General features: G+C 62.6%; 13 protein-coding genes. 10 read left to right on the plus strand and 3 right to left on the minus strand.

All coding sequences use genetic code 11. The features are described from left to right. Positions 1-6: 6 nt before the first annotated feature. Complete coding sequence (locus tag AC27VU_RS18915; protein ID WP_007967943.1) at positions 7-324, minus strand: cell division protein ZapA; 318 nt, start codon at positions 322-324, stop codon at positions 7-9. Next, entirely contained in the window at positions 321-530 is a 210-nt protein-coding gene (locus AC27VU_RS18920) for a TIGR02449 family protein (protein ID WP_103483758.1), read from the minus strand. The genes AC27VU_RS18915 and AC27VU_RS18920 overlap by 4 nt, the downstream gene beginning before the upstream one ends. Before the next feature lie 134 nt (positions 531-664). Here AC27VU_RS18920 and AC27VU_RS18925 point away from each other — a divergent pair, with 134 nt between their 5' ends. The 9 genes from AC27VU_RS18925 (at position 665) to gcvH (ending at position 10,256) form a co-directional block, all read left to right on the plus strand. Continuing rightward, on the plus strand, positions 665-1,225 hold the full coding sequence (locus tag AC27VU_RS18925) for a YecA/YgfB family protein (RefSeq protein ID WP_103483642.1): 561 nt from the start codon (positions 665-667) through the stop codon (positions 1,223-1,225). 27 nt (positions 1,226-1,252) lie between these two features. Then, positions 1,253-2,587, plus strand: a complete 1,335-nt coding sequence (pepP, locus tag AC27VU_RS18930) for a Xaa-Pro aminopeptidase (protein WP_103483641.1) — start codon at positions 1,253-1,255, stop codon at positions 2,585-2,587. Continuing rightward, positions 2,584-3,771: a 2-octaprenyl-6-methoxyphenyl hydroxylase gene (gene ubiH, locus AC27VU_RS18935; RefSeq protein ID WP_003229299.1), complete on the plus strand. Its 1,188-nt coding sequence runs from the start codon at positions 2,584-2,586 to the stop codon at positions 3,769-3,771. The genes pepP and ubiH overlap by 4 nt, the downstream gene beginning before the upstream one ends. Then, positions 3,764-4,249: a DUF4442 domain-containing protein gene (locus AC27VU_RS18940; RefSeq protein WP_103483640.1), complete on the plus strand. Its 486-nt coding sequence runs from the start codon at positions 3,764-3,766 to the stop codon at positions 4,247-4,249. Before ubiH ends, AC27VU_RS18940 begins: the two co-directional genes overlap by 8 nt. Before the next feature lie 9 nt (positions 4,250-4,258). Further along, on the plus strand, positions 4,259-5,476 hold the full coding sequence (locus tag AC27VU_RS18945; protein ID WP_488724654.1) for a 2-octaprenyl-3-methyl-6-methoxy-1,4-benzoquinol hydroxylase: 1,218 nt from the start codon (positions 4,259-4,261) through the stop codon (positions 5,474-5,476). Between the two features lie 242 nt (positions 5,477-5,718). Further along, the gene (locus AC27VU_RS18950) at positions 5,719-6,723 is read left to right on the plus strand and encodes an extracellular solute-binding protein (RefSeq protein WP_488724649.1); all 1,005 of its coding nucleotides are present in this window, start codon (positions 5,719-5,721) and stop codon (positions 6,721-6,723) included. 245 nt (positions 6,724-6,968) lie between these two features. After that, positions 6,969-8,585, plus strand: a complete 1,617-nt coding sequence (locus tag AC27VU_RS18955; RefSeq protein WP_003229293.1) for an ABC transporter permease — start codon at positions 6,969-6,971, stop codon at positions 8,583-8,585. A 156-nt stretch (positions 8,586-8,741) separates the two neighbouring features. Further along, positions 8,742-9,824 (plus strand): glycine cleavage system aminomethyltransferase GcvT, encoded by a 1,083-nt coding sequence (gcvT, locus tag AC27VU_RS18960; RefSeq protein ID WP_488724650.1) that lies wholly within the window; start codon positions 8,742-8,744, stop codon positions 9,822-9,824. Between the two features lie 48 nt (positions 9,825-9,872). Beyond that, positions 9,873-10,256, plus strand: coding sequence for a glycine cleavage system protein GcvH (gene gcvH, locus AC27VU_RS18965; RefSeq protein WP_400498699.1), 384 nt, complete (start codon positions 9,873-9,875; stop codon positions 10,254-10,256). 56 nt (positions 10,257-10,312) lie between these two features. On the opposite strand, the gene AC27VU_RS18970 is transcribed toward gcvH, so the two are convergent. Next, positions 10,313-11,455, minus strand: a complete 1,143-nt coding sequence (locus tag AC27VU_RS18970) for a DegT/DnrJ/EryC1/StrS family aminotransferase (protein ID WP_488724651.1) — start codon at positions 11,453-11,455, stop codon at positions 10,313-10,315. Between the two features lie 156 nt (positions 11,456-11,611). Between AC27VU_RS18970 and gcvP the strand changes: the two genes are divergently transcribed. Then, positions 11,612-14,485: an aminomethyl-transferring glycine dehydrogenase gene (gene gcvP / locus AC27VU_RS18975; protein ID WP_488724652.1), complete on the plus strand. Its 2,874-nt coding sequence runs from the start codon at positions 11,612-11,614 to the stop codon at positions 14,483-14,485. The last annotated feature ends 51 nt before the right edge of the window (positions 14,486-14,536 follow it).

Here is a 14,536-nt window from a genome sequence, read left to right on the forward strand (position 1 = left end):
GGCGAATCAGCCCTTGCTGATGTCCGGATCGTCGGCCAGCACCAGATCGACACGATCGAGCAAGTCGCGCACCTGTTCACGGGTCGAGCCGCTGGCCTGGATGTCCGGGCGCTCTTCTTTGTGCAAGAGGTCGTGGGTGATATTCAGCGCGGCCATCACCGCAATACGGTCGGCGCCGATGACTTTGCCGCTGCTGCGGATCTCGCGCATCTTGCCGTCCAGGTAGCGGGCGGCGCTGACCAGATTGCTGCGTTCTTCCTGGGGGCAGATGATCGAATATTCTTTGTCGAGGATCTGCACGGTAACGCTATTGCTTGAACTCATGAGTCTTGCTCCAGGGCCTTGAGGCGCGAAATCATCGATTCGACCTTACGCCGGGCGATTTCGTTTTTTTCAATGAGGTGAGCGCGTTCCTCGCGCCAGGTCTTTTCCTGAGCTAGTAAGAGTGCGTTTTGACTCTTTAGTTGCTCGACTCGGGTAATCAGCTTTTCGAGTCTGGCCATCAGCGCTTGCAGGTCGGTGTCTTCCATTGTGTCCACTGAATTCATCTGATGGGCGGCAGGCGCCTGGCTGGCGGACAGCCTTTAATAGTCTTGGCGAGTCTGTCGATGTAGGATACAAGGCCTTCATTCTAGACATAGCGCCGTCTGGCGCCTAGCTGCCCATGACCATTGCGAATTCCCCGTACCAAGCCTTTGCCACCCTGCTGACTGCCAGCGGCCACAACGTCTCGCCTGCCGAACTGCACGGCCTGCTGCTCGGCCGCAGCTGCGCCGGTGCCGGCTTCAACGCCGACGAGTGGCTGATCGATGCCGCCGAACTTCTGGAAACCGAGCCACAGGACAACGTCCGCAACGCCCTGATCGGCCTGCAAGAGATGGTCAAGGGTGAGTTGACCGGCAGCGACGTCACCGTCGTTCTGCTACTGCCGACCGATGACGCACCGCTGGCCGACCGCGCCGCCGCACTGGGCCAATGGTGCCAGGGCTTCCTCAGCGGTTTCGGCCTGAACTGCCGCGACAGCAGCATGCTCAGTACCGAAGCCACCGAAGTGCTGCAGGATCTGGCGGCGATCTCCCAGGTGCAAGACGCTCTGGAAGAATCCGAAGACGGCGAAAGCGACTACATGGAAGTCATGGAATACCTGCGCGTCGCGCCGCTGCTGCTGTTCTCGGAAACCAGGAAAGCCGACGTGCCGCCAGCCGCCAAGCCGTCGCTGCATTAATCGCGTGCCAGGGAAAGCCATCTGCCCATGACCCATATCCCCAAAGCGGAATACAGCCGTCGCCGCAAGGCCCTGATGGCGCAGATGGAACCCAACAGCATCGCGATCCTGCCCGCCGCCGCGGTCGCGATCCGCAACCGCGACGTCGAGCACGTCTACCGCCAGGACAGCGACTTCCAGTACCTCAGCGGATTCCCCGAGCCACAGGCGGTCATCGTCCTGATGCCCGGCCGCGAGCACGGCGAGTACGTGCTGTTCTGCCGTGAACGCAATGCCGAACGCGAGTTATGGGACGGCCTGCGCGCGGGCCAGGAAGGCGCGATCCGTGATTACGGCGCCGACGACGCGTTCCCCATTACCGACATTGACGACATCCTCCCGGGCCTGATCGAAGGCCGCGACCGGGTGTATTCGGCAATGGGCAGCAACCCGGAATTCGATCGGCATCTGATGGACTGGATCAACGTGATCCGTTCCAAGGCGCACCTCGGCGCCCAGCCACCGAACGAATTCGTTGCCCTGGATCACCTGCTGCACGACATGCGCCTGTATAAATCGGCGGCAGAAGTGAAGGTGATGCGCGAAGCCGCACGGATTTCCGCTCAGGCGCATATCCGCGCGATGCAGGCCAGCCGGCCGGGACTGTACGAGTACAGCCTGGAAGCCGAACTCGATTACGAATTCCGCAAGGGCGGGGCGAAGATGCCGGCCTACGGTTCGATCGTCGCTGCCGGGCGCAACAGTTGCATCCTGCATTACCAGCAGAATGACGCGCTGCTCAAGGACGGCGATCTGGTGTTGATCGACGCCGGTTGCGAGATCGACTGCTACGCCAGCGACATCACCCGCACCTGGCCGGTCAACGGCAAGTTTTCACCCGAGCAGAAAGCGATCTACGAACTGGTGCTGGCCTCGCAGGAAGCCGCCTTCGCTGAAATCGCCCCGAACAAAAACTGGAATCAGGCGCACGAAGCCACGGTCAGGGTGATTACCGCAGGCCTGGTCAAGCTCGGAATCCTGCAAGGCGAGGTCGATGAGTTGATCGCGACCGAAGCCTATAAAGCGTTTTACATGCACCGTGCCGGCCATTGGCTGGGCATGGATGTGCACGACGTCGGCGAATACAAGGTCGGCGGCGAATGGCGGGTGCTGGAGGTCGGCATGGCGCTGACCGTCGAGCCGGGCATCTACATCGCCCCGGACAACCAGAACGTAGCGAAGAAATGGCGCGGCATTGGCGTGCGCATCGAGGATGACGTGGTAGTGACCAAGACCGGTTGTGAAATATTGACCAGCGGCGTACCGAAAACCGTCGCCGAAATCGAAGCGCTGATGGCGCAAGCACGGACACACGCGGCATGAGTCGAGTCAATCTGGCAATCATCGGTGGCGGCCTGGTCGGCGCCAGCCTGGCGCTGGCCTTGCAGGCCGGGGCCAAGGCGCGTGGCTGGAAAATCGTCCTGATCGAACCGTTCGCCCCCGGCGACAGCTGGCAGCCGAGCTACGACGCACGTTCGTCGGCGCTGTCCTTCGGTTCGCGGCAGATCTATCAGCGGCTGGGCGTGTGGCAGGACATTTCCCGCCGCGCCGAGCCGATCAAACAGATTCACGTCTCCGACCGTGGTCGCTTTTCCACCGCTCGTCTGTCGGCGATGGAAGAGGGCGTGCCGGCCTTGGGCTACGTGGTGGAAAACGCCTGGCTCGGCCAATGCCTGTGGCAGCATCTGGATAAAGACGTGATCAGCTGGCGCTGCCCGGCGGAAGTCACGCGCATGGAGCCGCTGCCCGACGGCTATCGCCTGACCCTCAATGATGAAACCACCGTCGAGTGCGATCTGGCGGTGCTCGCCGATGGTGGTCGCTCCGGTCTGCGCGAGCAACTGGGCATCAACGTGCGCAAGCGTCCGTACAACCAGAGCGCACTGATCGCCAACATCACCCCGAGCGAAGCGCACAACGGCATGGCCTTCGAGCGTTTCACCGACGAAGGGCCGATGGCCTTGCTGCCGCTGCCGGACAACCGTTGCGCGCTGGTCTGGACCCGTCTGGGCATGGACGCGCAGCGTTTGGCCGATTTGAGCGAACGCGATTTCCTCAGTGAACTGCAAGGCGTGTTCGGCTACCGCCTCGGCACCTTGAAACAGGTCGGTGCGCGGCATCTGTATCCGTTGTCGCTGGTCGAGGCCGAGGAGCAGGTGCGCTCGCATCTGGCCGTGTTGGGCAATGCCGCGCACAGCCTGCACCCGATTGCCGGACAGGGCTTCAACCTGTCGCTACGCGACGCCGATGCGCTGGCCGCCGCACTGCTTGCCAGCGACAAACCGCTGGGCGACTTCCCTACATTGCAGGCGTATCGCGAGCGACAGCGCCTGGACCAGGAGCTTACCGTGGGCTTCTCCGATCAGGTCACCCGACTGTTCGGCAGCACCCAGCCGCTGGTCTCGCTGGGGCGCAACATCGGCCTGCTCGGCCTCGATCTGCTGCCGCCGGCCAAACGCTGGTTCGCCCGTCAGGCCATGGGGCTGGGGACGCGGCCGGATGCTTGAGTGGTTGAGCCGTTCGTTCGGCAAGGCGCGCTTGATGCGCTGGGTGATGACCTTCTACCCACCGTACCTCGGCTCCGGGGTGCGGGTGCGGCACATCAGCGATGATTTTCGCGACGTTCAGGTGTCGATGGGGCTGGGCTGGTACAACCGCAACTACGTCGGCACCCAGTTTGGCGGCAGCCTGTACTCGATGGTCGATCCGTTCTACATGCTGATGTTGATGGAGAACCTCGGGCCGCGTTACATCGTCTGGGACAAAGCGGCCGACATCGATTTCATCGCCCCCGGCAAGGGCCCGGTGTTTGCCCGGTTCAACATCGACGACACCCTGCTCGACGAGATCCGCCGGCAGACCGCCAGTGGCGAGAAATACCTGCCGCAATTGCAGGTCGACATTCATGACGGCGCCGGCAACCTCGTGGCGCGAGTCGGAAAAACCCTTTACGTGCGGCTCAAGCCGCAAGCGAGACAGGCTTAAAGCATGGAAATGCGCGCAGATCTGCTGATTGTCGGAGCCGGAATGGTCGGCAGCGCCCTTGCGTTGGCGTTGCAGGACAGCGGCCTGGAAGTGCTGCTGCTCGACGGCAGCCCGCTGAGCGTCAAACCGTTCGATGCCGACGCGCCGTTCGAGCCGCGGGTCAGCGCGCTGTCGGCGGCCAGCCAGCGGATTCTCGAACGTCTCGGCGTCTGGGACGGCATCGCCAAACGTCGCAGCAGCCCGTACACCGACATGCACGTGTGGGACGGCAGCGGCACCGGACAGATTCATTTTTCGGCGAGCAGTGTGCATGCCGAAGTGCTCGGTCATATCGTCGAAAACCGCGTGGTGCAGGATGCCTTGCTCGATCGTTTGCACGATTGCGATCTGGGCATGCTGGCCAACGCACGGCTGGAGCAGATGCGCCGCTCCGGCGACGACTGGCTGCTGACCCTGGCCGACGGTCGCCAGTTGCGTGCGCCGCTGGTGATTGCAGCGGACGGCGCCAACTCGGCGGTGCGCCGCCTGACCGGCGTCGCCACCCGCGAGTGGGATTACTTGCACCACGCCATCGTCACCAGTGTGCGCAGCAGCAAGCCACACCGGATGACCGCATGGCAGCGCTTCACCGATCACGGGCCGCTGGCGTTTCTGCCGCTGGAGCGTGACGGGCAGCAGGACTGGTGCTCGATTGTCTGGTCGACCACCCCGAGTGAAGCCGAACGCCTGATGGCGCTGGATGAAACCGCGTTCTGCCGTGAACTGGAGCGGGCGTTCGAAGGCTGCCTGGGCGAGGTGATCAGCGCTGATCCGCGCCTGTGCGTGCCGTTGCGTCAACGCCACGCCAAACGTTACGTGGCCGAAGGCCTGGCACTGATCGGCGACGCGGCGCACACCATTCACCCGTTGGCCGGGCAGGGTGTGAACCTTGGTTTCCTCGATGCGGCGGTGCTGGCTGAAGTGCTGTTGCAGGCCGCCGAACGTGGCGAGCGTCTGGCGGATGTGAAAGTGCTGAGCCGCTACGAACGCCGGCGCATGCCGCATAACCTGGCGTTGATGGCGGCGATGGAGGGCTTCGAGCGTCTGTTCCAGGCCGATCCGCTGCCGCTGCGCTGGTTGCGCAACGCCGGGTTGAAGCTGGTGGAGCAGATGCCCGAGGCGAAGGCGTTGTTTGTGCGTGAGGCGCTGGGGTTGACCGGCGACCTCCCAGCGCTGGCCAAACCCTGAAGGCAATTATTTCTTTGTGGCGAGGGAGCTTGCTCCCGCTGGGCTGCGAAGCGGCCCCAAAAGCCATTTTGGCAGCATTGGGAGTCCTTCGGCCTCCAGCGGGAGCAAGCTCCCTCGCCACAGAGGCCAGCAATTTGGAAGTCATGCAACATCTGGTAACTCCTTGCTCAAGTGTTCGATTGAGCTGGTAAATGTGAGTCCTTATCATTTGGCCCACATTTTCCGACCGAGAGACCACTCCCATGTTGGCACCCAAGCGTCTTCTGACCGCACTGGCCCTGACCCTGATCGGCAGCGCCACCGCCCAGGCCGCCGACGAGGTGGTGGTCTACTCCTCGCGTATCGATGAGCTGATCAAACCGGTGTTCGACGCCTATACCGCGAAAACCGGGGTGAAGATCAAGTTCATCACCGACAAGGAAGCGCCGCTGATGCAGCGCATCAAGGCCGAAGCCGAAAACGCCACCGCCGACCTGCTGCTCACCGTCGACGCCGGCAACCTCTGGCAGGCCGAGCAGATGGGCATCCTGCAGCCGTTCACCTCGAAAACCATCGACAGCAACATTCCTGCGCAATACCGCTCCTCCAGTCACGCCTGGACCGGTCTGAGCCTGCGCGCGCGGACCATCGCCTATTCCACCGAACGGGTGAAACCGGGCGAGTTGACCACTTACGAAGCGCTGGCCGACAAGAATTGGGAAGGGCGCCTGTGCCTGCGCACGGCGAAGAAGGTCTACAACCAGTCGCTGACCGCGACCATGATCGAAGTGCACGGCGCCGAGAAGACCGAAAAGATCCTCAAGGGCTGGGTCAACAACCTGTCCACCGATGTGTTCTCCGACGACGTGGCAGTGCTGGAGGCGATCAATGCCGGCCAGTGCGACGTCGGCATCGTCAACACCTACTACTACGGGCGTTTGCACAAGCAGAAGCCGGACCTGCCGGTGAAACTGTTCTGGCCGAATCAGGCCGACCGCGGCGTACACGTGAACCTGTCGGGCATCGGCCTGACCAAGCATGCGCCGCACCCGGAAGCAGCCAAGGCGCTGGTCGAGTGGATGACCACGCCTGAGGCGCAGAAGATCTTCGCTGACGTGAACCAGGAATTCCCGGCCAACCCGGCGGTGAAACCTTCGGAGGAAGTGGCGGCGTGGGGCCAGTTCGTCGCTGATACCTTGCCGGTGGAAGTGGCGGGCAAGCGTCAGGCGGAAGCGATCCGCATGATGGATCGCGCGGGCTGGAACTGAGTATCTGCCGGTCGCTGTGTTCGCTCAAGATCGCTGCCCTCACCCCAGCCCTCTCCCGGGGGGAGAGGGAGCCGATCTCCATGGCTTTCAAGACCGGAGCTCGGCTCGATGTATCAGGTCGGCGTAAATCGAAAGATCACCACGTTCAGTCCCCTCTCCCTCCGGGAGAGGGTTAGGGTGAGGGCAGCAATCTCGAGCTGAAACACCTGAATCAGAACCACCAACCACCCCTCAGAGTCCCAAAAGTGGCCCACCCCGCCCAACGCCGCTGGTATCCCATCGTCCTCGCCATTGCCGCGCTGGTGCTGCTACCCCTGAGTGTCCTGCTGCTGTCGTGGCAGACCATCGATCAGCAAATCTGGTCGCACCTGTGGGAAACCCAGATGCCGCGCCTGCTGGGCAACACGTTGATGCTGGTGCTTGGCGTCGGTGTCGGCGTGACGCTGCTCGGTGTCAGTCTGGCGTGGCTCACCAGCCTCTGCGAATTCCCCGGACGGCGCTGGCTCGACTGGGCGCTGATGCTGCCGTTCGCCATCCCCGCCTACGTGCTGGCGTTCGTCTTCGTTGGCCTGCTGGATTTCGCCGGCCCGGTGCAAACGCTGCTGCGTGAGTGGTTCGGCAGCGGCTTGCGCCTGCCACGGGTACGCTCCACCGGCGGGGTGATCGTGGTGCTGGTGCTGGTGTTTTATCCCTACGTTTACCTGCTGGCGCGCACCGCTTTCCTCGCGCAGGGCAAAGGCCTGATGGAAGCAGCGCGGGTACTCGGTCAGTCGCCCTGGCAGGCGTTCTGGCGGGTGGCGTTGCCGATGGCGCGGCCGGCGATTGGCGCCGGTGTCGCACTGGCGCTGATGGAGACGTTGGCGGATTTCGGCGCGGTGTCGGTGTTCAACTTCGACACCTTCACCACCGCCATCTACAAGACCTGGTACGGCTTCTTCAGCCTGCCAAGCGCGGCGCAACTGGCCAGCCTGTTGCTGCTGGTGGTGATGCTGGTGCTCTACGGCGAGCGACGCGCGCGCGGCGCCAACCGGGCAAGCAACGAGCGACCACGGGTCAAGGCGCTGTATCAGTTGCGCGGACTCAAGGCATTCGCGGCGACCGGTTGGTGTCTGGTGGTGTTTGCCTGCGCGTTCGTGATTCCGCTGCTGCAACTGCTGGTGTGGTTCTGGCAGCGCGGGCGCTTCGATCTGGATGAGCGTTATGCCGGGCTGATCCTGCACACCCTGTATCTGGGCGCTATGGCGGCGTTGATCACCGTCAGCGTCGCGCTGTTGCTGGCGTTTGCCCGACGTCTGGCGCCGACCCGGGCGATCCGTTCCGGAGTCAGTCTGGCCAATCTCGGTTATGCGCTGCCGGGTTCGGTGCTGGCAGTGTCGATCATGCTGGCGTTCAGTTATCTCGACCGCGCATTGGTGATTCCGCTGTCGGGCTGGCTCGGCGGCGCCGGCAAGCCGCTGCTGCTGGGCAGTCTGGCGGCGTTGCTGATGGCTTATCTGGTGCGCTTTATCGCGGTGGCCTACGGGCCGCTGGAAAACAGTCTGGCGCGTATACGGCCTTCATTGCCCGAAGCGGCACGTAGTCTGGGTGTCAGTGGGCCGCGACTGTTTTTCAAAGTGTATCTTCCGTTGTTGCTGCCCGGCACGCTGAGCGCGGCGTTGCTAGTGTTTGTCGATGTGCTCAAGGAAATGCCCGCCACCCTGCTGATGCGCCCGTTTGGCTGGGACACGCTGGCCGTGCGGATCTTTGAAATGACCAGCGAGGGCGAGTGGGCGCGTGCATCGCTGCCGGCGCTGACCCTGGTGTTGGTTGGTTTATTGCCGGTCATCGGCCTGATCCGCCGCTCGGCGCACCGAAACACTTAGTAGTGAGTCCTGAATCATGCGGCTACAATGCGCGGCATTCGGTGCGGTTCGTCTGATAGACCCGTTCGCTGAAATCGGCTGAAAGCCTTCTATTTCGTGGCTTTCACCCCGTACAGCGGCTGTCCGCACCTTCGCCACGCCCGGAAGGAGAAACCCATGGGACAGCGTACGCCTCTGTATGACCTGCATCTTGCCCTCGGCGCGAAGATGGTCGATTTTGGCGGTTGGGACATGCCACTGCATTACGGCTCGCAGGTCGAGGAACACCACGAGGTGCGCCGCGATTGCGGGGTGTTCGATGTTTCCCATATGACCGTGATCGACGTTGATGGCCCCCAGGCCAAGGCCTGGCTGCAGCATTTGCTGGCCAATGACGTCGAACGCCTGCACCGCCCCGGCCGTGCGCTCTACAGCACCATGCTCAACGAGCGTGGCGGCATCGTCGACGACATGATTGTCTATCGCCTCGAAGACCGTTATCGCCTGGTGTTCAACGCCTCCACTCGCGACCAGGATCTGGCGTGGATGCAGGCGCAGGTCGCCGGTTACGACGTGCAATTGCACGAGCGTCAGGATCTGGCGATGCTCGCCATTCAAGGCCCGCAGGCCCGGCAGAAGATTGCCGAACTGGTGACCCAGTCCCGCGCCGCACTGATCCAGCACCTCAAACCGTTCGAAGCCGAAGTCGATGGCGACTGGTTCATTGCGCGCACCGGTTACACCGGTGAAGACGGGCTGGAAATCGCTTTGCCGGCCGAGCAGGCGCCGGGATTTTTCAACGATCTGGTCGGTGCCGGCATTTCTCCCATCGGCCTCGGCGCCCGCGACACGTTGCGGGTCGAAGCCGGGATGAACCTCTATGGCCAGGACATTCATCAGGATGTCTCGCCGCTGGCGTCCAATATGGCCTGGAGCATCGCCTGGGAACCGGCTTCGCGGCAGTTCATCGGTCGCTCGGCCCTGGAAGCGGAAAAAGCTGCCGGCGTTGCGCACAAACTGGTGGGTCTGGTGCTTGAGGAACGCGGTGTTTTGCGCGCCCATCAAGTGGTTCGTATCGCCGATGTTGGCGAAGGAGAGATCACCAGTGGTAGTTTCTCTCCTACGCTAAGCAAATCGATTGCCCTGGCGCGTGTACCGATGGCCACAGCCGACCGCGCCGAAGTGGAAATTCGTGGCAAGTGGTATCCGGTACGAGTGGTCAAACCGACCTTCGTGCGCCATGGCAAAACCTTGATCTAACCTTTTCCGGCGGGCCTGACCGCTGACAATTTCTTGAGGACACCGAGCATGAGCAAAATCCCCGCTGAACTGCGTTTTGCCGAAAGTCATGAGTGGGCGCGTCTGGAAGCCGACGGCACCGTTACCGTGGGCATCAGTGATCACGCGCAGGAAGCGCTGGGCGATGTGGTGTTCGTTGAACTGGCCGAAGTCGGCAAGGTGTTTGCTGCCGGTGAGGCTGCCGGTGTTGTCGAGTCGGTGAAGGCCGCTTCCGACATCTACTCCCCGGTCGGCGGTGAAGTGATCGCGGTCAACGAAGCGCTGGCTGACTCGCCGGAAGAACTGAACAACGATCCGTACGCCGCATGGATCTTCAAGCTCAAGCCAAGCGACAAGGCCGAGCTGGACAAGCTGCTGGACGCTGCTGCCTACAAGGCTGCCATCGGCGAATAAGCAGACTGTGATACTGCAAAAGCCCCGATCTCTCGGGGCTTTTTTGTGGGCGTCGATCAGGCGTCGCGCAATACCGCTTTCACTGCCGCCACCGAACGCTCGACGTCGTCTTTGGTCATGGTGGTGAACATCGGCAACGACACAATCAGTCGCCCGACTCGTTCGGCTACCGGCAACATCCCTTCCTTGAACCCGCGCTCGCGATACAGGCTCAGCAAGTGGATCGGCGGGTAGTGATAGCCGATGCCGATACCTTTGGCCTGCATCTGCTCCATGAACGTGGCGCGGGCGGGCAAGCCGTCCTTGCGTTCCGGCAGGACCAGCTGGAACAGGTGCCAGTTGCTCTGGGTGAAATCCGCTGGCGGCAGTTGCGCGCCATAGGTCGCTTCAAAGTCATCGCCAAAACATTTGAAGTAGTGTCGGGCCAGTTCCTGACGATGGGCGGTCAGCGCCTCGATATGGGCGAATTGACCCAGGCCGATGGTGGCGGCGATGTCGGTCATGTTGAACTTGCCGCCGAGCACGTCGACGTCCAGACCGTCGAAGCCGTTGCGGGTCACGCCCTGCAGGCGGTACTTCTCCGCCAGCCGTGCTTCTTCCGGGGTGTTCAGCACCAGACAGCCGCCTTCGGAGCAGGTGACGTTCTTGTTCGCCTGGAAACTGAACGAGACGAAATCGCCGGTGGCGCCGATGCGCTGACCGTTCCAGCTCGAACCCAGGGCCTGAGCGGCGTCTTCGACAATGCGCAAGTTGTGTTTGCGGGCGATGGCGTACAAGCGTTCCATGTCTACCGGCAGGCCGGCGAGGTACACCGGAATCACCGCTTTGGTGCGTGGGGTGATCGCCGCTTCGAGCCGGTCCAGATCGATATTGCGGGTCACCGGGTCGATGTCGGCAAACACCGGTGTGGCGCCGACTTCGAGGATCACGTTGGCGGTGGCGACCCAGGAAATCGGCGTGGTGATCACTTCGTCACCCGGCCCGATGCCGGCGATGCGCAAGGCGATTTCCATGGTGCAGGTGCCGGAGTTGAAGGTGCGCACCGGGCGCCCGCCGAAGTATTCCGACAGTTGTGCTTCAAAGGCCTGGACCTTCGGCCCGCTGGTGATCCAGCCGGAGCGCAGCACATCGCCGACGGCGGCAATCGTGGCTTCATCAATGACAGGTTTGGAAAACGGCAGGAACGGCAGTTGGCTCATGAGGATTCGATCATCCGAAAGTTGGACGCCTGATGCAGGCGCTACAGCATGCCCCGTAACCCCCTCTGCCGCCAAGCCGTGCGCGTCGGGATCGGCTGCTATGCTGGTTTGACCGTGTTGCATTGACGCCGAGCGCCAGCCAAGAGAGAGCCCGTCATGTCCCAGTTGCCATCCTTGAGCCAGTTACGCGACCCCGAAGCCTTCCTGCGCCGCCATTTGGGGCCCGACGCCGCCGAACAACAGGCGATGCTCGACAGCCTCGGCTTGGGCAGCCGGGTCGAACTGATCGAGCAGACGGTGCCGCCGGGCATTCGCCTGAATCGGGCGCTGGACTTGCCGCCAGCCCTCGATGAGCAGGCGGCGCTGGCCAAGCTGCGCGGGTATGCCGAGCAGAACCAGGTCTGGACCAGCCTGATCGGCATGGGCTACCACGGCACGCTGACGCCAACCGTCATCCTGCGCAACGTGCTGGAAAACCCCGGCTGGTACACCGCGTACACCCCGTATCAACCGGAGATTGCCCAAGGCCGTCTCGAAGCGTTGTTGAATTTTCAGCAACTGACGATCGACCTCACCGGACTTGAACTGGCCAACGCCTCGTTGCTCGACGAGGCTACGGCTGCTGCGGAAGCCATGGCCCTGGCCAAGCGTGTGGCGAAGTCGAAGAGCAATCTGTTTTTCGTCGATGAAAATTGTCATCCACAGACCATTTCCGTGGTGCAGACCCGCGCCGAAGGCTTCGGCTTTGAACTGATCATCGACGCTGTGGATAACCTCAGCCAGCATCAGGTGTTCGGCGCGTTGCTGCAGTATCCCGACACCCACGGCGAGATCCGTGATCTGCGCCCGGTCATTGATCAGCTGCACGCGCAGCAGGCGCTAGCCTGTGTCGCCACCGATCTGCTGAGCCTGTTGCTGTTGACGCCGCCGGGTGAACTGGGCGCGGATGTGGTGTTCGGTTCGTCCCAGCGCTTTGGCGTACCGATGGGCTACGGCGGCCCGCATGCGGCGTTTTTTGCCAGCCGCGAAGAGTACAAACGGGCGATTCCGGGGCGGATCATCGGCGTGTCGAAAGACGCCCGAGGCAATGTGGCGTTGCGCATGGCTCTGCAAACCCGTGAGCAGCATATTCGCCGCGAGAAGGCCAATTCGAACATCTGCACCGCGCAGGTGCTGCTGGCCAACATCGCCAGTTGCTACGCGGTGTATCACGGGCCGCAAGGCTTGAAGCGCATCGCCCAGCGTGTGCACCGCTTGACCTGCATTCTGGCCGCAGGCCTTGAGCGCCACGGCATCCAGCGGGTCAACGGGCAGTTTTTCGACACCCTCACGCTGGAGGTGGGCGGCGCGCAAAGCGCGATCATCGACAGCGCCAGGGCCGCGCAGATCAACCTGCGGATTCTCGGCCGTGGCCGAGTGGGGTTGAGCCTCGACGAGACTTGCGATGCAAACACGGTGGCCAAACTGTTTGATGTGCTGTTGGGCGCCGATCATGGGTTGAACGTCGACGAAATTGATGCAGAAGAGCTGGTTCCCGGGATTCCCGAGCACCTGCAACGCAACACGCCGTACCTGCGCCATCCGGTGTTCAATGCGCATCACAGCGAAACCGAGATGCTGCGCTACCTCAAGCAACTGGAGAACAAGGATCTGGCGCTCAACCAGTCGATGATCCCGTTGGGCTCCTGCACCATGAAACTCAACGCCACCAGCGAGATGATCCCGATCACCTGGCCGCAGTTCGCCAACCTGCACCCGTTTGCGCCTCGGGAGCAGGCGGTCGGTTACACCTTGATGATCGAAGAACTGGAGCGCTGGTTGTGCGCGATCACCGGGTTCGATGCGATCTGCATGCAGCCCAACTCCGGAGCCCAGGGCGAATACGCCGGGCTGTTGGCGATTCGCAAATATCACGAGAGCCGGCAGCAGGGCGCGCGGGACATTTGCCTGATTCCTTCTTCGGCCCACGGCACCAACCCGGCCTCGGCGCAGATGGCCGGAATGCGCGTGGTGATCGTCGAGTGCGACGAGGCCGGCAACGTCGATCTGGACGACCTGAAAACCAAGGCTGCCGCGGCGGGGGACAAGTTGTCGTGCCTGATGGCGACCTATCCGTCGACCCATGGTGTGTACGAGGAAGGCATTAGCGAGATCTGCGAAGTTATCCACCAGCACGGCGGGCAGGTGTACATGGATGGCGCCAATCTCAATGCGCAGGTCGGGCTGGCGCGGCCGGCGGACATTGGCGCCGATGTGTCGCACATGAACCTGCACAAGACTTTCTGCATCCCCCACGGCGGTGGCGGGCCGGGCATGGGGCCGATCGGCATTCGCGCGCATCTGGCGCCGTTCGTTGCCAATCACCCGGTGGTGCCGATTGACGGCCCGTTGCCACAGAACGGCGCAGTCAGTGCGGCGCCGTGGGGCAGTGCGAGCATTTTGCCGATCAGCTGGATGTACATCGCGATGATGGGGCCGCAACTGGCGGATGCCAGCGAGGTGGCGATCCTCGCCGCGAATTATCTGGCGCAGCATTTATCCGGCGCATTCCCGGTGCTGTACACCGGGCGCAACGGGCGGGTGGCCCATGAGTGCATTCTCGATCTGCGGCCGTTGAAGGCGCAGACCGGGATCAGCGAAGAGGACGTCGCCAAGCGCCTGATGGACTATGGCTTCCATGCGCCGACCATGTCCTTCCCGGTGCCAGGGACGTTGATGGTCGAGCCAACCGAGAGCGAGTCCAAGGCCGAACTCGATCGGTTCATCGGCGCGATGCTGAGCATCCGCGCGGAAATCACCGAAGTGCAGAACGGCAACTGGCCGGCGGAAGACAACCCGCTCAAGCGCGCGCCGCATACCCTGGCGGATGTCACCGGAGTGTGGGAGCGGCCTTACAGCATCGAGCAGGGGATCACTCCGGATGCGCATACCAAGGCGCACAAGTATTGGCCGGCGGTGAATCGGGTCGATAACGTTTATGGGGATCGCAATCTGTTTTGTGCCTGCGTCCCGGTGGACGATTACCGCTGATCCTCAGGAAACACACAGACCCATTGTGGGAGCGGGCTTGTTCGCGAAAGC

It is taken from the genome of Pseudomonas sp. 14P5.3.2 (assembly GCF_057799175.1).